Annotated in this window: 18 protein-coding genes and 1 riboswitch; of the genes, 1 reads left to right on the top strand and 17 read right to left on the bottom strand. The window is 42.1% G+C overall.

The window, feature by feature from the left end:
• Window positions 1–18 precede the first annotated feature (18 nt).
• The gene (locus J4E06_RS16090) at window positions 19–1470 is read left to right on the top strand and encodes a pyridoxal phosphate-dependent decarboxylase family protein (RefSeq protein ID WP_349525017.1); all 1452 of its coding nucleotides are present in this window, start codon (window positions 19–21) and stop codon (window positions 1468–1470) included.
• A gap of 31 nt (window positions 1471–1501) precedes the next feature.
• Here the strand turns inward: J4E06_RS16090 and J4E06_RS16085 are convergent, their stop codons facing one another.
• From J4E06_RS16085 to thrA, 17 genes are all read right to left on the bottom strand, one after another.
• Complete coding sequence (locus tag J4E06_RS16085; protein WP_349525016.1) at window positions 1502–2044, bottom strand: DinB family protein; 543 nt, start codon at window positions 2042–2044, stop codon at window positions 1502–1504.
• A 12-nt stretch (window positions 2045–2056) separates the two neighbouring features.
• Window positions 2057–2869 (bottom strand): peptidase MA family metallohydrolase, encoded by an 813-nt coding sequence (locus tag J4E06_RS16080; protein ID WP_349525015.1) that lies wholly within the window; start codon window positions 2867–2869, stop codon window positions 2057–2059.
• A 65-nt stretch (window positions 2870–2934) separates the two neighbouring features.
• A complete protein-coding gene (locus J4E06_RS16075; RefSeq protein WP_349525014.1) occupies window positions 2935–3654 on the bottom strand; it encodes a response regulator transcription factor in 720 nt (239 codons plus the stop codon).
• Between the two features lie 43 nt (window positions 3655–3697).
• Entirely contained in the window at window positions 3698–4801 is a 1104-nt protein-coding gene (locus tag J4E06_RS16070) for a serine hydrolase domain-containing protein (RefSeq protein ID WP_349525013.1), read from the bottom strand.
• A gap of 75 nt (window positions 4802–4876) precedes the next feature.
• Window positions 4877–5596 carry a head GIN domain-containing protein gene (locus J4E06_RS16065; protein ID WP_349525012.1) on the bottom strand — a complete coding sequence of 240 codons (720 nt, stop codon included), beginning with the start codon at window positions 5594–5596 and terminating at the stop codon, window positions 4877–4879.
• 91 nt (window positions 5597–5687) lie between these two features.
• Complete coding sequence (locus tag J4E06_RS16060; protein WP_349525011.1) at window positions 5688–6788, bottom strand: acyloxyacyl hydrolase; 1101 nt, start codon at window positions 6786–6788, stop codon at window positions 5688–5690.
• Window positions 6789–6965: 177 nt separating this feature from the next.
• Window positions 6966–7919 carry a methylenetetrahydrofolate reductase [NAD(P)H] gene (metF, locus tag J4E06_RS16055; protein WP_349525010.1) on the bottom strand — a complete coding sequence of 318 codons (954 nt, stop codon included), beginning with the start codon at window positions 7917–7919 and terminating at the stop codon, window positions 6966–6968.
• A 3-nt stretch (window positions 7920–7922) separates the two neighbouring features.
• A complete protein-coding gene (gene metH, locus J4E06_RS16050; protein WP_349525009.1) occupies window positions 7923–10679 on the bottom strand; it encodes a methionine synthase in 2757 nt (918 codons plus the stop codon).
• Between the two features lie 4 nt (window positions 10680–10683).
• Window positions 10684–11691 carry a homocysteine S-methyltransferase family protein gene (locus J4E06_RS16045; RefSeq protein WP_349525008.1) on the bottom strand — a complete coding sequence of 336 codons (1008 nt, stop codon included), beginning with the start codon at window positions 11689–11691 and terminating at the stop codon, window positions 10684–10686.
• A 73-nt stretch (window positions 11692–11764) separates the two neighbouring features.
• Window positions 11765–11907: riboswitch (SAM riboswitch) on the bottom strand.
• A gap of 113 nt (window positions 11908–12020) precedes the next feature.
• Entirely contained in the window at window positions 12021–13082 is a 1062-nt protein-coding gene (locus tag J4E06_RS16040; protein ID WP_349525007.1) for an NAD(P)/FAD-dependent oxidoreductase, read from the bottom strand.
• A gap of 74 nt (window positions 13083–13156) precedes the next feature.
• Window positions 13157–13933, bottom strand: coding sequence for a uroporphyrinogen-III C-methyltransferase (cobA, locus tag J4E06_RS16035; RefSeq protein WP_349525006.1), 777 nt, complete (start codon window positions 13931–13933; stop codon window positions 13157–13159).
• On the bottom strand, window positions 13926–16016 hold the full coding sequence (locus J4E06_RS16030) for a ferredoxin-like domain-containing protein (RefSeq protein ID WP_349525005.1): 2091 nt from the start codon (window positions 16014–16016) through the stop codon (window positions 13926–13928). The genes cobA and J4E06_RS16030 overlap by 8 nt, the downstream gene beginning before the upstream one ends.
• A 76-nt stretch (window positions 16017–16092) precedes the next feature.
• Entirely contained in the window at window positions 16093–16716 is a 624-nt protein-coding gene (locus tag J4E06_RS16025; protein WP_349525004.1) for a phosphoadenosine phosphosulfate reductase domain-containing protein, read from the bottom strand.
• Window positions 16717–16888: 172 nt separating this feature from the next.
• On the bottom strand, window positions 16889–17296 hold the full coding sequence (locus tag J4E06_RS16020; protein WP_349525025.1) for an RrF2 family transcriptional regulator: 408 nt from the start codon (window positions 17294–17296) through the stop codon (window positions 16889–16891).
• A gap of 55 nt (window positions 17297–17351) precedes the next feature.
• Window positions 17352–18518: a trans-sulfuration enzyme family protein gene (locus J4E06_RS16015; protein ID WP_349525003.1), complete on the bottom strand. Its 1167-nt coding sequence runs from the start codon at window positions 18516–18518 to the stop codon at window positions 17352–17354.
• A 40-nt stretch (window positions 18519–18558) separates the two neighbouring features.
• Window positions 18559–18861 carry a GIY-YIG nuclease family protein gene (locus tag J4E06_RS16010; RefSeq protein WP_349525002.1) on the bottom strand — a complete coding sequence of 101 codons (303 nt, stop codon included), beginning with the start codon at window positions 18859–18861 and terminating at the stop codon, window positions 18559–18561.
• A gap of 79 nt (window positions 18862–18940) precedes the next feature.
• A complete protein-coding gene (gene thrA / locus J4E06_RS16005) occupies window positions 18941–22321 on the bottom strand; it encodes a bifunctional aspartate kinase/homoserine dehydrogenase I (protein WP_349525001.1) in 3381 nt (1126 codons plus the stop codon).
• Window positions 22322–22349 lie beyond the last annotated feature (28 nt).

Genomic DNA, 22349 nt, shown 5'->3' with positions numbered 1-22349 from the left:
TCAGTAGAAAAAGGACCTATGAAGAAGAATACCGCCAGATTGGAACTCTCCAAAGAAGAAATGAAAAGCTATGGGTATCGGATTATTGATGCCATCGTGGAACATCACGCTACGCAAGACCAAAAATTGCCCGTGGCTTTAGGCTCACGAGAAGAAATGGACTCTTTGTTTCTGGAGGAAGCTCCCGAACAAGGTGCCGATTCAACCCAAGTACTCGACTTCGTACTGGAAAAAGTGATGACCAACAGCGCCAATATGGCTCACCCAAAGTCATTTTCTTTTGTCCCTGGACCTAGCAACTATGTGAGTGTTATGGCCGATGCGCTTGCAACTGGCTACAACATCTTTTCTGGAGGATGGGCTGCCAGTCCTGCAGCTGCCGAACTGGAAATTGTAACCATCCAATGGCTGTTGAAGATTTTTGGTTTTCCCAAGAAAAAAGGAGGTGGCATCTTTACCAGTGGAGGTTCCATGGCCAATCTTACCGCAGTTGTTACCGCCCGACGAATAAAATGTGGTGATGATTTTTCCAAAGCGGTCATTTATCTATCCGATCAAGCGCACTCATCCAACATTAAAGCCATTCGGGTACTGGGCTTCAAAAAAGAACAGATTAGAATCATTCCTACGGACAGCGAACTCAAGTTTTCTGTAAACAAGTTGAAAAACTGCATCGCCAAAGACAGATTGGAAGGTCTTTATCCCTTCTGTTTGATTGCTACTGCGGGAACTACCAACACTGGGACGGTTGACCCATTGATGGAATTGGGCAAAATTTGCAAGAAAGAGGATATCTGGTTCCATATTGATGGTGCCTACGGGGGAGCGGCCATCCTATCCCAAAAAGGTAAGCAAGCTATGAAAGGGATTGAAAAAGCGGATTCCTTGACCGTGGATCCTCATAAATGGTTCTTCCAGCCCTATGAAATGGGTTGCCTTTTGGTGCGGAACCACAAAAACCTTAGCCATACCTTCACCGAAAAGCCTGAATATTTAAGAGATATCGAGGGCAATACTTCGGAAATCAATTTTTATGACCATGGCATCCAATTGACCCGTAGGTTCAGGGCCCTCAAGTTTTATATGTCCTTAAAAACTTTCGGTTTAAAAGAATTCCGAGACGCTATCACCTATAATATTGATTTAGCCGAAGAAGTTGAAACGATGTTACGGGGCAGTAAAAGTTGGGAAGTCGTTTTCCCTGCAACCTTGGCGGTCATCAATTTTAGGTACAACCCCATAAGCAAAAATTATTCGGAGAAAGAATTGGACAAAATCAACCAATACATTTCTGGAAAGGTGGTGGACTCGCGCAAAGCTTTGCTCGTCACCACCATTTTAAATGGGCAGATTGTGCTACGGATGTGCCTGATCAATCCAAGAACCACTATGAAGGATGTGACCGACACTTTTGATTTGTGCAAGAAATATGCATTGGAGATTGAGGAGGAATTGGCAACTTCAAAATAAGTTCATGCACCTTTTATGTATATTGATTCAATCATTGATACAAAACATACCTAGGTGGCTTTAGTCCGTTCAGTCGCATATTTACAAGCATCTGTCCTCTGTGGTGCGTTATGTGATCGGAAAGCAATAACAAGATTTGTCTTTTTGTTCTATCCAGATCAAAATAATCCAATCTGTCCTCTAGTTTGTCCAAATCAAAGTTTGAAATAAATTTTATGGTCTCATCAAAAGTTTTTTCAACTGTGGCAATCATTACCTCTTTGGATTTGTTCTCGACTTTTAATTGGGTATCAGTATTCCAATCTCTTGCTTCACGACTGCCCAACAGGGACTGAGTATGCCAATCCATTGCCCATGCAATATGCATTAAATGCTCGGCAAAGCTCATCGATTCCGGTGTTGCCTTAAAGCTATATTTTTCCTCAGGCATATTTTGTGCGACAAGGATTAAATATTCTTTGGAGTTTTCCAAACGTTCCAAATATTCTTTAATAAAATCATTTGATTGGGCAAAAAGAGATGAACTAATTGTACCTACTAATAATAGAGACTTAAAAATAAGTATATGTTTCATGCTATATAAATTTTAATAACAGCCTTTGCTAAATTTTTTCCAATCTATTTTAGGGCTTTCAGAATATTTTTCTAACACTTCTTTTTGCAAATCACTTTGCATTTCTGAGTAAGAAAGCCCATAGATTTCCTCAAATTTTTCAAATCCTTCTGTCCAAAGTTCCTTGAATTGTTCTATACTGTAATTTTCCAAAAGATACTGGACAATATATCCCGATTGATGGTAAGCAATCATTTCTGACTGACCATAAAAATCAGAAGTAAAATCCTCTATTGAAATTAATTTCTTCTCTGCAAGGAGATACCTATAAATTTCTGCCACCGTATACCCGTTACAATTATTGGCAGCATAAGTTGCTATACCTTCGTTGATCCAAGAGCTACTATTTTTAGGATAATCCCAATCCATACTAGCCATCAAATGCATCAGTTCGTGCTCTATTGGAGGTTTTGTTTCATCTTCTTTTAATATTATATTGACCGTACTCCAATATGGATAGGCATTTCCTGTAGCCCTTGTCCCTGTATATTTGAACATTTCCTCCCTTGAGGACATAACGCGAACATAGATGGTATCATTGAAAGCATCTTTTTTTAAAATCTTTTTGTTGTGTTCGATGGCATCAAAAGTTCGTTTGATTAGCGCCTCCTTATGATCAAATGCATATCCGCTTTCAGGAAAAACAAAATTTACATTTTCAATCAATTTTGAAACCTTTGTTTCTCTTACCCAGTCGTTCTTTACTGATTGTTTATTGTTTTCCAAACACCCAATCAACATTGATTGGAAAGTGAAAACAAAAAATATCTTGATTAAATGCTTCAAAACAGTTCAATTTTGAAACAAATTAACATGGTAAATTGGTTCGGAGGAAACCCGGCAGGTCTGATTTAGGTGCTAGTACCAGTACTATTTTCGAACAGTTCCCGCCGATTGACAACATTTAATTTACTGTAGATATTGGTAATGTGGCTCTTTACGGTACTAAGGCTAATGAATAGTTCTGTAGCAATTTCCTTATTGCTTTTACCTTGAAGAATAAGGTTGCGAACCATAGTTTCCTGTTTGCTCAGCTCAGACAAAATTGGTTTGTCCCGTCCTTTTCTTTGCCTTACAACGATATAGGTCAATAATAAGATAAGCCCAATTAAACCAACATTCACAAGTCTGCTCCATTTCAATTGCTCTGCTACCGCTTCTTGGTTGATATAGGCCAACTTTTCTTCCAAAAAAAGATATTCCGAAGGGGAAATGTTGCTTTTTCGTAACGCTTTCAAGAGATCAGTATAATAGGATGGGTTCTCGGCAATATCACGGTTCAAGAGACTTTTTTCGTCCAAAACCTTAATAGCGGTCAATTTCACTTCCAATATTCTCAGGGAATCCCGCGCATAACCAGTTAACTTTTTTTCCTTTTCATTTTCGGTCAGTGCCGAAGCATGGATGAGCGCTTCAAACTTTTTAAACTTCTTCCATTCTTTCGATGTCAATCCTTGGTCAATGCTGTCGCCTTGCAAGAGAACTTTTTCCAAAGAAAAATTACTCCCAGCATAGGTACTTGCTGTAAGCATCAAAAAAAGTAAAAAGAATAAAGATCCCGTCTGTCTCAAAATTGTCCGTGTTGGGATTAAATTTCCACAAAAATCTTGAGGTTCACAAATTCAAAATACAATCAATTGCCTCTTCCAAAACAGATTGGACTTTTGGATCGGTGCAATTAATCAGTATTGCAACCACCTTGTGATGTTCAGGATATATAAAAAGATTGGTGTATGCGCCAACGCTACTTCCAACATGTCCTACAAATGCTCTGCCATGATCATCTTGGCTAACTTGAAACCCGAGGCCGTAGTACGTTGGTTTACCATCTATGATTTGAGATGTCAATAATTCATCATAGGTTACTGCCTTTAGCAATTTGCGCTCTAAAATGGCCTGTCCTAGTTGCGCCACATCTTCACAGGTGGACAAATATCCGCCACCTGCTAATTTGTAAGCATTGTTTACCTGAACGGCCTTCTTAAAACTTAAAGATGTTTTGGTGTAAAATTCTGCTTTGTTCTCGACTTGTGAGTTTATCTTGGGCGTAGTCGAAAGACTCAAACTGACATTTTTTTGTGGTGGGAATGTATTTTTCAATCCCAAAGGCATCAAAATACTATCCTTTACATAGTGTTGAAATGATATTCCGCTTGCTTCTTGCATAGCCAAGGACAACAAGACAAAATCAAAACTATTGTAGAGATAACTGGTTCCGGGCTCAAAAAATAAGGGGTCGTTTTTAAAAATTTCTATTCCCGATTGGATGGAATAATCTTGATTCAAGGCAAATTCCTTGCCCCGATACCCGCGAATCCCAGCGGTATGACTTGCCAATTGACGCAGCGTGAAATCATGTTTCTTTTTAGGATAATCGGGCACATAGGTGTAAAAGGATTCGTCTAAATACACGATTCCATCCTCCACCATTTTTCCCAAAGCCAATCCCGTGATACATTTAGAAATACTGGCAATGCGGAAAACCGTATGTTTTGGGTCAACTTGGATCCTCTTTTCCAAATCGGCAAAACCATATCCTTTTTGAAGCACCTTTTCACCCCTATCCAAAATGGTCACGGCCAAACCGGGCACTTTTTTTTCTGCTACCAGATTGTGAAAAAGGACATCCGCTTTTTCCAAGCCGTTTAATCCGCCCAATGGTTTGACTTTTGGAGGTGTTGAAAACAGGTTTTTGATATGTGCGATAAGATTTCCCAAATCTTAGGTTTGAGTTTCGAAATTAACGAGAAATATTAATCTTGCTGAAGATTATTGCATTTGTTAAAAGCTGCATTAGTCTTGGAAAATCAATCTTCCAGTAAACAACTCCTCCACATCCACTTCGGGTGGTGTATTGACACTGATTAAATCGCCTGTACCACGTAGTGTCCCTCTCAATTGTTGTTGCGGATTCACAAAAACATCATTGGAGCCCCTGTGGTTGACATTCACATTTTCTGAAATTAGACGCTCCGCTTCAATTCTTGAATCCCCGGCAGCTACCGTAACATTGAAATTTTCCGTATTTCCTCGCAACTTGAAATAGGCTATGCCATTCACCACGACTCTGACCGTGTTTGAATTCAAATTCAAATCAAACGAACCATCGGTTGTAGCGGCCTCTGGATTATTAAAACTTTCGGCTATCAAATTAATACTTGGAAAATTCAAGATACCATCACTGGAAATCAGCAAACCTGTACTGCTTCGGATTTCTGTAATGTTTGGAGAAGTAACGTACACCGTTGTCAATCCGTAATCCCTCACAAAGTTGCAACTGTTTTTATTTCTAAGCACTAGGCGATTATCCTCCACCACAGCAGAAAAATCGTTTAAGAGATATTCACCTGTTTCCACTTCAACCAGTTGCTCATCACCTTGTTTTAAAACTACATTCAGGTTTTCAAAGACCGTAATGGTTTCAAATTCGGATACATCAACTGGCCGCCGCACCATATCGCCTGCATTTTGAAAACAATCTGGAACGTTGTCGCCATTGCAGGAAATCAGCATTAGAGATATTGCCAACAAAAAGCACCTCTCGACTGCGCTCGAGGTGACATTCTTTAACGGAAATAAACTTCTAAATTCTAACATCTCAATACTATAACCTGATTCCTATTCCAAATTCGATGGCCTCTGCTTTTGCCCCATGTGATTTTAAAGTGACCGCTCCAAAAACCTTATCGCCAAAATATCGCTTCAACCCGATGCGGTTGTACATTCTGCCTTCAAAATCAAATGGATAGTACACGTAGTACCCCAATTGTGTCACCACACTTAGTTTGTTCACAAAAAGTTCATGGCCCAAGAACAAACCTACGCGTTTATAATCCGTATCGGCATCCACATCCAATTCTGGAAAGGAGATTGACTGATATCGAATCAATTCCTTTAGGAAATTGGAAAAGAATACATCTGTTCCCAACTGAATCGCACTTCGTTTCCCCAAACGTTTATCGGCATAGGCCGAAACAATGGCAAAACCATAACGACCCATGTTGATTACGTCGCTCTCGTTGGCCCCTCCTCGGAGCACCAAATTATAGCGAATCGGTTCGGTAATCTTTTCTTTTGCTTTAGGGGCGAGGTATTCATAGGCCTCACCCTTGTTTAAATCGTAAGTGAGTCCAAAATTAAAGGCCAGCGTATTGGTTGATGTATTTGGGGCTTTAAAATTGGCATTGGAATAATGCAGCAAGGATATTCCCGCTTTAAAACCCAATCCAGCCACTATATTCTCCTTATGATAGTTTAGCATTACCATGGTAGAACTCAACAGATGGCTCCCATAGGCGTTGTTCCTAAAGTTTTCATTTTTATCGTACGGGTTGGTGTTGTATGAAACACCTTGTGCTATTCTGATTTGAAGGTTTCGCTTGAAAAAATAAAAATTATAATGTGCGTACAACCCGAAATGTTTGCCAAGGGTTGCATTGTTCATATCCTGATAAACAAAAGAAAAACCTGTATCTGGGTAACCCAAATCGGCTTCCCAATCTTGGTGACCGTAGCGTTTACGGTTAAATCCCAAAATAACACCTCCCGGATGATTGGTGATCAGGTGGGAAATATCGGGATTGTGCAACAGGATGGAACCATAGAACTGGCTGATATCCAAGGTATATTTTTTTGGAACATCCCCCTCTTGTGAGAATCCACAGCAAAAACATAGCAGCAATACCAAATAAAGTAGGTGCCTCATGGGGCGCTAAAGTAGGCAAATTAAAAAACTCCTTTAATCATCAAATGGAAAATTATCCTAAAGAATAAGCTTGTCATTCTGAACGCAGTGAAGAATCCATTCCATAAAACAGGCTTACTTTTTATATGAAATTTCTTTGAGATTCTGCGGTCGCAACGCTTCCTCAGAACGACATCTTTAAAAAAGTTCCTTGGCTATAGCCTCGACATTATCCGATTTTCCCATGGAATAATAATGCAGCACAGGAACACCTGCTTCCCTCAATTCCTTGGACTGCTGAATGGCCCACGCTATTCCAACTTGCCGCACTTCCTTGTTGTTATTGCAGCCCTCGACCGCATCAATAAGATCTTGTGGAAGATCTACTCGAAATACTTGTGGCAGTAATTGGAGGTGTCTTTTAACGGCAATGGGTTTTATCCCCGGGATAATCGGCACATCGATGCCCATTTCGCGTGCCTCTTTTACAAAGGCGAAGAATTTCTGATTATCAAAAAACATCTGTGTTACCACATAATCCGCTCCTAAATCCACTTTTTGCTTCAAACGCTTCAAATCGGATTGCAAAGAGGGTGCTTCCATATGCTTTTCAGGATAACCTGCCACACCAATGCAAAAACTACTCAAATCGCTGGATTCAATGGTATCGTGCAAATAATTACCCTCGTTGATGTTTTGTATCTGCTCCACCAAGTCCGTAGCGTACTGGTGTCCACCTTTGGTGGGCGTAAAATATTTTTCCTCTTTTCGGGCATCACCACGAAGCGCCATCACATTTTCAATTTCCAGATATTGACAGTCCACCAATAAATATTCGGTCTCCTCTTTGGTAAAACCACCACAAAGCACATGAGGTACCGTGTCCACATTATATTTATGTTTCAATGAGGCACAAATGCCCAAAGTCCCTGGACGGGTACGAGTCAATTTTTTGTCCAACAGTCCATCTTTCTCTTTGTAGACATACTCTTCCCTGGAAGTGGTCACATCAATAAACGGAGGCTTGAACTCCATCAAAGGATCGATATTTTTGTACAACTCTTGGATGCTCTTTCCTTTTACGGGCGGCACTATTTCAAAACTGAAAAGGGTCTCTCCGTTTGCTTTTTTTATGTGGTCGGTAATTTTCATTGGTTATTCATCAACAATATTGGGAGCCAGCCATTTTTGGGCCTCCTCCAGTTTCATATTTTTTCGTTCAGCAAAATCCTGAACCTGATCTTGCTTTATTTTTCCCAATCCAAAATATTTGGCCTGTGGGTGTCCAAAATAATAGCCGCTAACACTGGCAGCAGGCCACATGGCCAAACTATCGGTCAGCTTTACCCCTATTTTCTCTTCTACCTCCATCATATCCCAAATGGTGAGTTTCTCCAAGTGGTCCGGACAGGCCGGGTACCCTGGCGCTGGACGTATTCCTTGGTATTTTTCCTTGATCAGCTCCGTGTTGTCCAAGTTTTCATCGACCGCGTAGCCCCAATATTTGGTTCGCACTTCTTTATGCAGATACTCTGCAAAAGCTTCCGCAAATCTATCGGCCAAAGCTTTGATCATGATGGAATTGTAATCATCGTGATTTTTTTCGAAATCAGCGGCCAATTCCTGTGTTCCAAATCCTGTACTTACGCAAAAGCAGCCTATGTAATCCTGAATCCCCGAATCTTTTGGGGCGATAAAATCTGCCAATGCGATATTGGGAACTCCCTCACGCTTTTTCAACTGTTGACGAAGGGTTCTAAAAATGAAGGTTTCTGCTTCATCCGTCATTTCGAGCGCAGTCGAGAAATCTGAAGAAGCTTTATTTTTCTCTCTACCTCTCGACTGCGCTCGAGGTGACATACGCACTTCTATATCATCCTCATCAATTTGATTGGCAGGAAACAGTCCAAAAATAGCTTTGGCCTTCAAAAGTTTTTCATCCAACACTTTTTTCAAAAGCTCTTGGGCATCGGCAAAAAGTTCTTTGGCTTGCTCTCCAACGACCTCATCGGTCAAAATATCGGGATATTTTCCGTGCAAATCCCAGCTTCGGAAGAACGGGGACCAATCGATATATTCTTCCAATTTGTTCAAATCAAAATCTTTCCAAACTTCAATGCCCAATTGGTTTGGTTTTTTAATGTCCGATGGATTCCACTCGATTTGAAGCTTGTTCTTTCTGGCCTGTTCCAAGGTCAAATATTCCTTTTGCTTGCCGCGTTTCAAAAACTTATCCCTGAAACTCTCGTAATCCAGTTTGATGGATTTTTTATAACCCGCAGAAGTTTTATCCTGAAGTAAATCCCCCACCACCGTTACCGCTCTGGACGCATCGTTCACGTGCACCACAGCTTGACTGTATTTCGGGTCGATTTTTACCGCAGTATGGGCCTTGCTGGTTGTGGCTCCCCCGATTAAAAGAGGCACATCAAAGTTCTGGCGTTCCATCTCCTTGGCCAAAAACACCATTTCGTCCAAAGAAGGGGTGATCAATCCGCTCAAACCGATTATATCCACTTGTTCTTCCTTTGCCTTATTGATGATTTTTTCGGGCGGCACCATAACTCCCATATCCACAATGGCATAGTTGTTACAGGCCAATACAACACTTACAATGTTCTTTCCAATATCGTGCACATCTCCTTTCACCGTTGCCATTAATATCTTTCCCGCCGGTTTTGACTTTTCATCCTTCGCCGCTTCAATAAACGGGGTAAGGTAGGCCACGGCCTTTTTCATCACCCGAGCAGATTTCACTACTTGGGGCAAGAACATTTTTCCGCTTCCGAACAAATCCCCGACCACATTCATACCTGTCATTAAGTTGCCCTCGATTACGTGCAAGGGTTTGGCGGCCTGTTGACGGGCTTCTTCCACATCTTCAATGATGTATTGGTCTATTCCCTTGACCAAGGCACGGGTAATACGATCCTGAAGGGGCTCTTCCCTCCAAGACAGGTCGACTTTGGATTCTCTTTTGGTGCCCACAACAGTCTCTGCGAACTCCAACAGCCTTTCTGTGGCATCATCCCGCCTGTCCAACAATACATCTTCCACGTATTCCAGCAAATCCTTTGGAATGTCATCATACACCTCCAACATCGTCGGGTTTACAATCCCGATGTTCATCCCTGCTTTAATGGCGTGGAACAAAAAAGCTGAGTTAATCGCTTCGCGCACAGGGTTATTCCCCCTAAACGAAAAAGAAACATTGCTCACTCCCCCACTCACACTGCAATACGGAAGATTTTCCTTTACCCAACGCGTGGCCTCAATAAAATCCACGGCATTGCGCCTGTGCTCTTCCATTCCCGTGGCCACAGGAAAAATGTTTAAATCGAAAATGATATCTTCTGGTGGGAAGTTTACTTTATTGACCAACACATCGTAAGACCGCTTGGCAATTTCAATCCGACGCTCCAAGTTATCCGCTTGACCGACCTCATCAAAGGCCATCACTATTACGGCTGCTCCATATCGCTTGATCAACTTGGCGTGGCGGATAAATTCGTCTTCTCCTTCCTTTAAACTGATGGAGTTCACCACGCATTTACCTTGTACCACCTGCAGTCCAGCCTCGATGATCTCCCATTTGGAACTATCGATCATTATGGGTACTCGGGCAATATCGGGCTCAGAAACGATAAGGTTCAAGAACTTGACCATCGCCTCCTTGCCATCGATCAAGCCATCATCCATATTCACATCGATGATCTGGGCACCACCCTCCACCTGATCTCGGGCAACATCCAAGGCTTCGTCGAACTTTTCTTCTTTAATGAGCCTCAAAAACCGCTTGGAACCTGCCACATTGGTACGCTCCCCCACATTGATGAAATTACTTTCCGGGGTAATGACCAAGGGCTCGAGGCCTGAGAGTTTTAAGTATCGTTTTTCGTTGTTCGTTGCCATAAACTTAAACTATGCTGGAGTCAAAAAGTTTTCTAGGTTCATAATCCTTTACCACATCGGCAATGGCCTTAATATGTTCTGGAGTGGTACCGCAGCATCCGCCGACAATGTTCACCAATCCTTTTTCCACATATTCTTTGATCTGGACGGCCATCTGCTCAGGCGTTTCGTCGTATTCGCCAAAGGCGTTGGGCAATCCTGCATTCGGGTGCGCCGAAATGGCATATGCTGATTTTGCTGAAACCACCTCCAAATGGGGCACCAATTGTTTGGCTCCCAAAGCACAATTGAATCCAACGGATAAAATGGGAATATGGGAAATGGAAATCAAAAAGGCCTCTGCCGTTTGTCCGGACAATGTTCTTCCCGAAGCGTCGGTAATGGTACCACTGACCATCACAGGGACTTCCATATTTCGTTCGTCTTTCACTTCTTCGATGGCAAAAAGTGCCGCTTTTGCATTGAGGGTATCAAAAATGGTCTCGACCAGTAGCAGGTCGACCCCACCATCCAGTAATGCCTCTACTTGTTGTTTGTAGGCTATTCGGAGTTCATCAAAAGATATGGCTCGGAAACCTGGGTCGTTCACATCTGGGGACATACTGGCCGTTTTGTTTGTTGGCCCTATACTTCCTGCCACAAATCTAGGCTTGCTTGGGTCTTTTTCCGTGAATTCTTGGGCAACTTCCTTGGCGAGCTTCGCCGATTCATAATTCAGTTCGCACACCAATTCTTCCATGCCATAGTCAGCCATGGCTATGGTGGTACCGGAAAAGGTATTGGTCTCGATAATATCGGCACCTGCTTCCAAAAATTTCCGATGGACTTCTTTAACGGCCTCTGGCTGCGTCAAGGACAATAAATCGTTATTTCCCTGCAAATCACTGAGCCAATCTTTGAATCGCTCTCCCCTAAAATCAGCTTCTTGGAATTTATAGCGCTGCAACATGGTGCCCATGGCCCCATCCAGTACTAAAATTCGCTTCTTCAATATGTCTTCAATTTTTTCCATAGTACGATTTCCCTTCAAAAAAAAGGATGTAGTGCAATCAAGAAAAGTGCGTAGGTACTGTGCTGAATACTTTACGTTATCCTTCCCCTTACAGGTTAAACTTCCTAAAACGCCTTGAAAACCAGTTCAAGACAAGGGTAGAATGTAGCACCTTCTCGAAGTCGAGGGTTGCTAAGGCTTCACAGGGTCCAATCCCTCCACCTTTCTTGATAACACCATCAATTTATAAATGAACTGAACTACAAAGAAACGGCACTCCTTAGTGAAAAGCAAAAAAACCTTCCAAAATCGCTTTCGGAAGGCATTTTCGCTTCTAAAACAAATAATATCTAATTGATGCTTTGCACCACTTCTTTTTTTGCTTCTTTTTTAGAGCCATCAAATCCTTGTACACCTCCAACAGTGGTATATTTCATCACATATCGCTTATCCGGATTTATGATTTGATAGGCAAATTGACACATTACGGCTGCTTCGTGGAATCCGGACAGAATCAACTTCAACTTGCCTGGATACGTATTGACATCCCCAATGGCGAACACCCCTGGGAGATTGGTCTGGTAATCCTTGGCATTGTTCACCTTGATGGCATTTTTTTCTATTTCCAGTCCCCAATTGCCCAATGGGCCCAATTTTGGTGACAATCCGAACAATGGGATAAAGAAATCGGTTTCCACATACGATGCTTCCTTGTCTTCATCGTTGTACTTGATGACAACGGCGTGCAAATCGTCTTTACCATGGATTTCCTTTACCTCGGCCTTGGTGAACAATTGAATCTTGCCCAATTTGGCCAGTTCCCGCGCTTTTTCCACAGAGTCCAGTGCTCCGCGGAATTCATTTCTACGGTGTACCAAGGAAACTTCGGAAGCTACATCGGCCAAGAAAATGGCCCAATCCAATGCAGAATCACCACCGCCTGAAATAACCACTTTTTTATCTCTGAACTTTTCTGGGTCTTTGACCATATACTCAACCCCCTTGCTTTCAAAGAGTCCAATGTTTGGAATCATTGGTTTCCTAGGCTCAAAAGAACCAAGTCCGCCGGCAATTACAACAACCGGTGCGTGGTGTTGGGTTCCTTTGTTTGTGGTAACGATATAGGAACCGTCCTCTTGCTTGTCCAAGGTTTCCGCACGCTCTCCCAAGGTAAAACCAGGCTCGAACGGTTTGATCTGTTCCATTAGGTTATCCACCAATGTACCTGCTAAAATTTCTGGGTAGGCTGGAATATCATATATAGGTTTCTTCGGATAGATTTCTGAGCACTGCCCTCCAGGCTGAGCCAGAGCATCGATTAAATGACATTTTAACTTGAGCAACCCTGCTTCAAATACAGTAAACAATCCTGTTGGTCCTGCTCCGATTATAATGATATCTGTTTTGATCATAATTCTCCTTTTAAATAGTCTTGAAGTCCCCTTCGACTGCGCTCAGGGTGACATAATTTGACCTGAATCTTGATTTATATATTCTCTAGCAATTTTTTTCCCTGATGTTGATATTCGTTTTGAATATCCAATACTGTTTGACGGTGGTTCACCACTTCGCCAATAACTATGATGGCAGGATTGGACAACTGCTGCTCCTTTGCCTTGTGCTCAATTGAAGCAACAGTGCCAATACCGATTTTTTCGTTTTCCGTAGTTCCATTCTGAATAATGGCGACTGGAATCTCTCTTTTTCCTTCTTCTTTGAAGAGTTCCATGATTTCCCCAAGTTTGGACATTCCCATGAGGATAATCACGGTGGCGTTGGATTTTGCCGCCAAGGCCACATCTTTTGACAATTTGTGTTCCTTGGTAGTTCCGGTAATGACCCAAAAACTTTCGGCCGCACCTCTTTTGGTCACGGGGATATTTTGGGAAGCCGGCACCGATACGGAGGATGAGATTCCAGGGACCACGGCCACTTCAATGCCATAACGTGATGCGTGTTCCATTTCTTCCGCTCCTCTTCCAAACACAAAGGGGTCACCTCCTTTTAATCGGACTACTTGTAATCCATGGGTTGCACGTTCCACAATCAAATCGTTGATTTGTTCTTGTTGATAGGAATAGCATCCTTTGCGCTTTCCCACAAAGATTTTTTCGGCATTCGGGGCATACTCCAATAACTCTGTGGACACCAATGCATCGTACAAAACCACATCCGCCGTCTGCAAGGCTTTAACTCCTTTTAGCGTTATCAAATCCACATCGCCCGGGCCTGCACCCACTACTGTTAACTTTCCGCTATACATGTTCCAACTCCATTTTTCTGAACGCCTCCAACTTCTTTAATACGGTTTTTGCATCTTCCAAGTAGCTTTTTGCAAAGGCTTCGGATGGTTCGTTCTTGTTCAACTGAAGGGCTACTTCTCCAAACCCGCCCTCGAAGGCTATTTTTCCTTCTTCCACATACAGCCTATCAAAATCCCTGATGATGCTTGCATGGGTATTGACCTTTACTTTTTCCGCCGTTAATAATGCCTTGGCAGAATTCACAATGGATTGATAGGAGTAGTAAATACTTGCCGCCCATTTTCCTTCATTGATGGCCTCTTCTGCATTTTCTATCTTCTCTTGGCTTTCCAAGAACAAGGTGGCCACTAGGTCAACAATGACACCTGCACATTCCCCGATTCCTATCTCTTTTTTATATTTTTCCTCATTGCCCCAATCGATAAAATCGTCTTGGGTCAGGTTGTCTACATCCGTTAAAGGTTTAAGGAAATCATAGAAATAAATCTGTCCTTTTTCCTCGTAATAATCGGTAAAGGATGATCCGTTTCCGTTGGCTTCAAAATCATCCAAAATGAGACGCAAGGCTTGTGGACCTCTTTTACTTGGGATTTTGGCAACTTTATCGGCAAATCTTGCTTTACCATCACCAAAATTTCCTCCTCCCAACAAAACCTGAAGGGCAGGCGCCACCAATTTATCCTTGGTTCTTACGGACATTCCTTGGAACCCGATGTGGGCCATATTGTGCTGTCCGCATGCGTTCATACAGCCACTGATTTTTATGACAACATCTGGATTTTTGATGTAATGTGGGTATTCGGCTTTAATAACCCGTTCCAGCTCATCGGCGATTCCTGTACTGCTGGCAATACCTAAATTACAGGTATCCGTACCTGGACAAGCGGTAATATCCAAAGCCTTGTTGTAACCAGCTTCGGCAAAGCCTAATTTCTTTAGTTCTTGGTAAAAGAAAGGAACCAATTCTTCTTTCACATAAGGAATCAATATGTTTTGCCTGAGGGACAAACGAATCTCACCGGCGGCATAGTCCTGTACCAGTTTGGCCAACTTACGAGCTTTGTCCGTATAGAAATCACCCAAAAGTACTTTGATGCCGATGGCCACGTAGCCTGCTTGCTTTTGAGGCACCAAGTTGGTAGACTTCCATTGTTCGAAAGCTTCTTGGTCCTCTATGGAAACTTCCGGTGTTTCAACCTCAGCTACTTTTACTTCAGGATAATCGGCAATATTGATGGAATAGGTTTGATGCGGCACGGCCAATTGTTCTTCTTCGAGCAATTTTTTGAAACCATCCAGCCCAATGTCCTTCAACAAAAACTTCATACGGGCTTTTGCTCTACTTTTTCGCTCTCCGTATCTATCAAACACACGGATGACGCCTTCCATCAATGGAACAATTTTATCGGTAGGCAAAAAGCTGTACAGTTTATCGGCGTGACGTGGTTGTGAACCCAATCCACCTGCCAACATCACTTTAAACCCTCTTTTCCCATCTTTTACTTTGGCGATAAAACCGAGATCGTGCATATAGGAAAGTCCTGTATCGGCATCACTCGCAGAAAATGAAACCTTGAACTTTCGTCCCATTTCCTGACCGATGGGGTTTCTTAAAAAATATTCGAAAACCGCTTGCGCGTAAGGAGAAACGTCGAAAGGCTCATCCACATCGATTCCTGCCGTTTCGCTAGCCGTTACATTACGAACCGTATTTCCACAAGCTTCCCGGATGGTTACTTCATCCCTTTCCAATTGTGCCCAAAGCTCAGGGGTGCGTTCTAAATCCACATAGTGAATTTGAATGTCCTGACGGGTAGTGATATGCAATCGTCCTCTGGAATATTCGTCGGAAACGTCGGAAATCCGGAGCAATTGATTTGAGCTTACCTTTCCGTAAGGCAACTTGATTCGAATCATTTGCACACCTTGCTGACGCTGTCCGTAAACACCACGGGCCAAACGAAGACTTCGAAATTTTTCTTCATCTACATTTCCACCTTTGAACTCTCGGATTTTTTTCTCCAATTCAATGATGTCCTTTTCTACGACTGGGTTTTCTATCTCTGTTCTGAAACTTTGCATAATCTTTTCTCTAAAATCTATTTGAGATTTGGTTTAAAAATGATCGTGCGGATCAACCTTAAACAAACTCACTACTTTATTGTAAATGGATGCCACATTCTCTGCTCTCCAAAGCTTTTACGGGGTCAAAATAGGTGCTATTCTTAGGTAGGTTGTGTTCTTCCAAATAGTCATCCAAATCATCATCTGTCCAATAGTAAAAAGGACTTATTTTAAGTATACCGTCTTTGCTATAACTCAGAATATCCTTTGAGCTTCGTAATTCCGTTTGACGTATTCTGATGTTGGAAAACCAAATATCCGGCTGGAAATCTGCCAAGGCCCTTCTGAAAGGCTCAAGTTTAACAATATCAGAAAATTCAGCGTGTTCGGGCTGGTCAACAGAAGGAAAACCTAATCTATGCTCCGTAAAAGCCTTTGTTTCCCTTGGCACATACGTATGAAGATTCAGGTTGAGCAGCTTTGTCAAGTGCGAAGCATGCTCATAGGTTTCCGGTAAATTATAACCGGTATCACACCAAACCACATCGATGTTGGGATCCTCCATGCTAAATGTATTCAAGAGTACAGCCGAATACTTTCCAAAGCTTGTAGTGACTATTCTTCTGTTCGACAATCGCAAAGCCCAACTAATGATTTCTTCGGGCGGTATTCCTCTAAATTGCGTATTATAATATTCCAAATCTATATCGAGGGACATAAAATATAAAGTCTATAGTTTTAATAGGAATTTCAAAAGTAAAATTATTTTTTAATCCAAAAGGCAAAATGAACAATAAAATTACTTTTATCCTATAGTTTTAGTAGATTATCTAGAAATGGGTATTGATTTTCACAAATTTTTATTGGAGAAGCTTCTATTTCCAGAAAAATTATAGTAAGTCAGCTAATGTATTGTTCCGGTATACATCCAAGGCACTGTCACGTACCTGAAGCATCAATTTGTGCACGGAGCATTCCTCTTCATTGGGGCAATCGTCACATTTTTCGTAGAAGTTGAGACTTACGCAGGGTACCATGGCAATGGGTCCTTCCAAAACACGCATCACAGTAGTCATAAGAATATCTTGGGGTTCCTTTATAAGATAGTACCCCCCTCCTTTTCCCTTTTTGGATCCCAACAGACCGTTACGGCGCAGGGTAAGCAAAATACTTTCCAAAAATTTTTGGGAAATATTCTCGTGCCTGGCAATTTCAGCGATTTGGACAGGTTCCCGTCCCTCGACTTTTGCAAGATAGGTAATTGCTTTGAGTCCGTATTTTGTCTTCTTGGAGAGCATCATACGAATATAGGGAAAATTAACAATCTACTTCTAAAACTAGCTAGTAGAAAGATTACCCCAAGGCCTGCTCAATATCGGCAATAATATCATCGATATGCTCCAAACCAACAGAAACCCGAACCATTCCATCCGAAATGCCAACAGCATTACGTTCTTCGGTCGTAAGCTTGCTGTGCGTAGTGGATGCAGGGTGCGTGATAATGCTTCGGGCATCTCCCAAATTGGCGGATAAGGACAGTAACTGAATACTATCGAAGAATTCTCTACCCTCTTCCAGACCTCCTTTTACTTCAAAAGCCACGACACATCCACCTGCTTTCATCTGTTTTTTGGCAACTTCATATTTTGGGTGAGATTTCAAAAATGGGTATTTAACCCATTCAATTTTATCATGACTTTCCAAATAGGTGGCCAATTTCAAAGCGTTTTCGCAATGCCTATCAACCCGAACAGCTAAGGTTTCCAAACTTCGGGACAATACCCACGCGTTGAACGGTGACAATGCAGGGCCAGTGATACGGGAAAAACGATATACTTTATCCATCAACTCACCGCTACCTACCGTGATTCCGGCCAGCACCCTTCCTTGACCGTCCATTAACTTGGTTCCGGAGTGAATGACCAAATCAGCTCCAAATTTTATCGGTTGTTGCAAATACGGCGTTGCAAAGCAATTGTCGATGATAAAAATGAGGCCGTGTTTTTTGGCAATTTTGGACAACACTTCCAAATCCAACACATCTACCCCTGGGTTGGTAGGAGTTTCGGCATAAAGTATCTTGGTGTTTGGTTTGATCAAACCTTCTATTTGTGACAAATCATTGGCATCAAAATAACTACTTTCGATGTTCCACTTAGGAAAAAACTGCGTGAACAAGGTGTGCGTGGACCCAAAAATACTTTTGGACGAAATCACGTGATCGCCTGTATCCAATAAAGCAGCCAAAGTTGAAAAAACAGCTGACATACCGGAGGCGTAAGCAAAACCGCTCTCAGCCCCTTCCATTTGGCACACCCTATCAATAAGTTCGTTCGAATTCGGGTTGGAATACCTCGAATAAATATTGCGCTGCTTTTCTTCTGCAAAGGAGGCGCGCATGTCCTCAGCATCTTCAAAAACAAAGCTCGATGTCATATAAATAGGGCTGGAATGCTCCAAGTTTTGACTGCGTTCCATTTGCGTTCTTATTGCTTGTGTCTCGAATTGTTTGCCTTTCATTTTATTCTATTTTTGGTGGCTGAGCGTAGTCGAAGCCACTTTATTTTTTCTTCTTATAATATTTAAAATTCGTCTGGTTCTTGCACTCATCCAATTCTGGAAGATCATCCAATTTTCCTCCTACCAATGCCTCTTTTTTCGCCCTTGACCAACCTTGGATTTGCTTTTCACGTTCAAAAGCTGTTGCAATACTCAAGTACTCTTCAACATATAACAGCTCTACAGGCAACCTCTTTTTGGTATGATTGGCACCCCGACCATCTTGATGTTCCTTTAACCGTTTATCCAGATCTATCGTACTTCCAGTGTAATAACTGCCATCGGAGCATTCCAATATGTACACATAACCTTTCATTTAAAATCCATAGTGGCTTCGACTACGCTCAGCCACCAGAACTCATGGTAACTTAGCGAAGCCGGAGCTATATCTTTTCTGCTATTCTTAAAATATCTCCAAATACGCCCCTTGCCGTTACGGCTGCTCCCGCACCAGCTCCTTGAATCACCAAAGGGTGCTCTCCGTAGGATTCCGTATAAATCTCAATAATGGAATCGGAGCCTTTTACTTGCCCTAATGCACTTTCTTTGGGTACGGAAACCAATTTTACGTCCAAAATTCCTTTGTCCTGTTGCAAATCACCATGTAAATCACCCACATAGCGCAACACATGTCCTTGTTCTTGGTTCTCTTTGATTTTCTTGTAAATATTATCCATCTCACCGATGCGTTCCATAAATCTTTCAAAATCCAAAGTTTGCAACGCTTCGGGAATCAAATTTTGGACCTGAATATCCGAAAACTCGTTTTGTAGATCCAGCTCCCTTGCCAAAATCAACAATTTCCTTCCCACATCGTTACCGGACAAATCTTCTCTTGGGTCGGGTTCGGTAAACCCACTTTCCATAGCTTCCTTCACAATTTCTGAAAAAGACACATCTTTCTCCGAAAAGGTATTGAAAATATAACTCAACGATCCTGAGAACACTCCTTTTATTCGGGTAATGTTCTCACCCGACAAATGCAACAATTTGATGGTATCTATCAACGGGAGCCCTGCTCCCACATTGGTCTCGTAGAGGTATTGCTTTTGATTTTTACCCAAACACTTCCGTACCGATTTATATTTCTCAAAACTCAGCGTGTTTGCTATTTTGTTTGATGAAACCAAATCGAAGCCGTGTGCTATCACGGATTCGTACTGCTCCACAAATGTTTTGCTCGCCGTATTGTCAACCGCTATCAGGTTCTCTAAATGATGCTGTTTGGCAAAGGCAATTATATCATCAATCTGATAGGGTTGCCCCTCTTTTTCCAAACGTTCTTGCCAATCGGCACCAACTCCTGATGCATCCAAAAGCACTTTTCTTGAATTTGCCACCGCAAACACTTTTAAGTCAATACTTTTTCGATCCTCAATACTATTTTTTGAATTCAAAATTTGATTGATCAGCGTACCTCCCACGTTTCCGTGTCCAAACAATGCCAGATTTATTTTCTTAGCAATCCCGAAGATTTGTCCGTGAATCACATTGATGGCCTTGTTCAAATCGGATTTTTTCACCACCATACTCACGTTCTTTCCTGTAACCGTGTTGTTGAACAGCAAGGGCGTGATTTGGTTTTTGGCCAATGCATTGAACGGTTTGTGGAAGCTGCTCAAATCCATCCCAACAATGGAGATAACGGAGACATCCTTAACTACCGAAATCTGGTTGATGTCCTGCGACGAGTAATCCGTCTCAAACTCTTGGTCGAGCACTTTTTTGGCCTTATCGGCTTTGGATTCATCCACAACAAGGCCAATGCCCCTTTCCGAAGATCCTTGGGAAACAATCCCGACACTAATGCCATTTTGGCCCAAAGCTCTAAAAATCCGCATGTCAACACCTACTTTTCCGAGCAGTCCCCTACCCTCCAAATTGATGAGTGCCATATTGTCGAGCACCGAAAGGGATTTAATTCCACCATTATTGGTTTTTGGCCCTATCAATGTTCCTTCGTTGTCATCGTTGAAGGTGTTGCATATACGTAATGGAATATTTTTCTCAATCAATGGAATTATGGTTTTCGCGTGGAGAATATTGGCCCCGAAATTGGCCAACTCATTGGCTTCTCCGTAAGATATCACATCAATCAACTTGGCATCTTGTACCAAATCCGGGTTAGCTGTAAAAATTCCGTCCACATGGGTGTAATTAATCAACTCCCCAGCATCCAAAAAGTTGGCCAACAAAGCTGCGGAATAATTGCTTCCATTTCTGCCTAATGTAGTAGTGGAACCATCACGATTGGAACCGATAAAACCAGTAACTATCGGGATAACGTCATTTTCAAGTTCGTGGAAATACCGGAGCACACTTTCTTTGGAGGCACTTTGATCTACTTCGGCATTGCTGTAATTGTCATCCGTTACAATCAACTTTCTTGAATCCAAAAGCTTTGCTTTTAATCCCAAAGCATTAAGGGAAGCCGTTACATATTTGGCTGACAACAATTCCCCAAAAGATAAAACCTCATCTTTTGTCTTTAGGCTGTAATCTCCCGTTAAGGAAACCCCGTTCAATATTTTTTCGATGGTCGCCAGCTCTTCATCAATGTCCAAATCATAAAAATTGTTTTTTTGATAGTCGGCAAACCTTTTTAAATCAGACTGAAAATCGACTCCCTTGGCTGCTTTGTCAAGCAAGCTTTCCAGTTGGTCCGTTGCCTTGCCACGAGCGGAAACCACGACGGCAAAGTGTTCCTTCTCTTCAAATCTTTGAGTGATAATTTTCAGTACGCGCTGAACACCTTCGCCGTTGGCCAAGGATTTTCCACCAAACTTCAAAATTTTAATGCGCTCGGTGTTCTTTTGAAAGACCGTCTCCAACAATTTTTCCAATTGTTCGAACTCCATCAAAAAAGCGTCATGACCGTGTACGGATTGCACCTCACCATAGGTGACATTGGTGTTGGCTTGGGCCAATCTTTTAAAAGTCTCCTTGTTCTCCTCCGCCGTAAAGAACAAATCGGAATTGACCCCGATAATATGGATTTTGGTATCACTTTCTTGCAATGCTCTGAAAGCCTCTTCTCCATTACGGGTAATGTCGATGGACTTCAACAATTGGTTCATCAACTTGTAGGCGGACAATTGAAAACGCTCCTGCAACTTTTTACCGTGGTGCATCAACCAAGATTCCACATTAAAAACCTGTAGCTCTTCGTTGGTACTTCTTTTGAATCGCTCTTTGAAAGATTCGGGAGTACGGTAGCACAACATCGCATGCATCCGGGCATCGTGTACGGGCTGTTTGGAGTTGACCAAAAATTGTTCCTGAATCTGACAATTGGCAATGAGCCAATCCGTGGATTTCCAATCGGATGCCACGGGAATCAAATGTTCCGTAATATTTGGATTGATGGCTGTCATTTCCCAAGCTATACCACCTCCCAATGAACCACCGATAATGGTGAACAATTTATCAATCTTCAATTGCTCCAATCCCCAGAGAAACATTCTGGCAATATCTCCAGCTACAAAATCCTTGTAGTTTTCGATAATAAACCCATCAAAACCATTACCTGGAATATTAAAGGACAAAATGGTGTACTTCTCGGTATCGATACATTTGCCATCCCCTATCAAATCGGACCACCATCCATCTTTTCCCGCTACGTTGGAATTACCCGTGAGCGCGTGGTTTACCAAAATAATGGGCGCCGTATGCAAGGGTTTCCCAAATGTCTGGTAGGATAACTCTATTTTCTGCTCACTGCCACTCAGCGTTTTAAAATTTTCTATTTTCAGATATTTTAACATAGCTATTCCATCACATTATTAACTCCGA

Origin of the sequence: Allomuricauda sp. NFXS6 (genome assembly GCF_040148835.1) — a bacterium.
Taxonomy (GTDB): Bacteria; Bacteroidota; Bacteroidia; order Flavobacteriales; family Flavobacteriaceae; genus Flagellimonas.
This window is presented reverse-complemented; position numbering and strand designations above follow the sequence as displayed.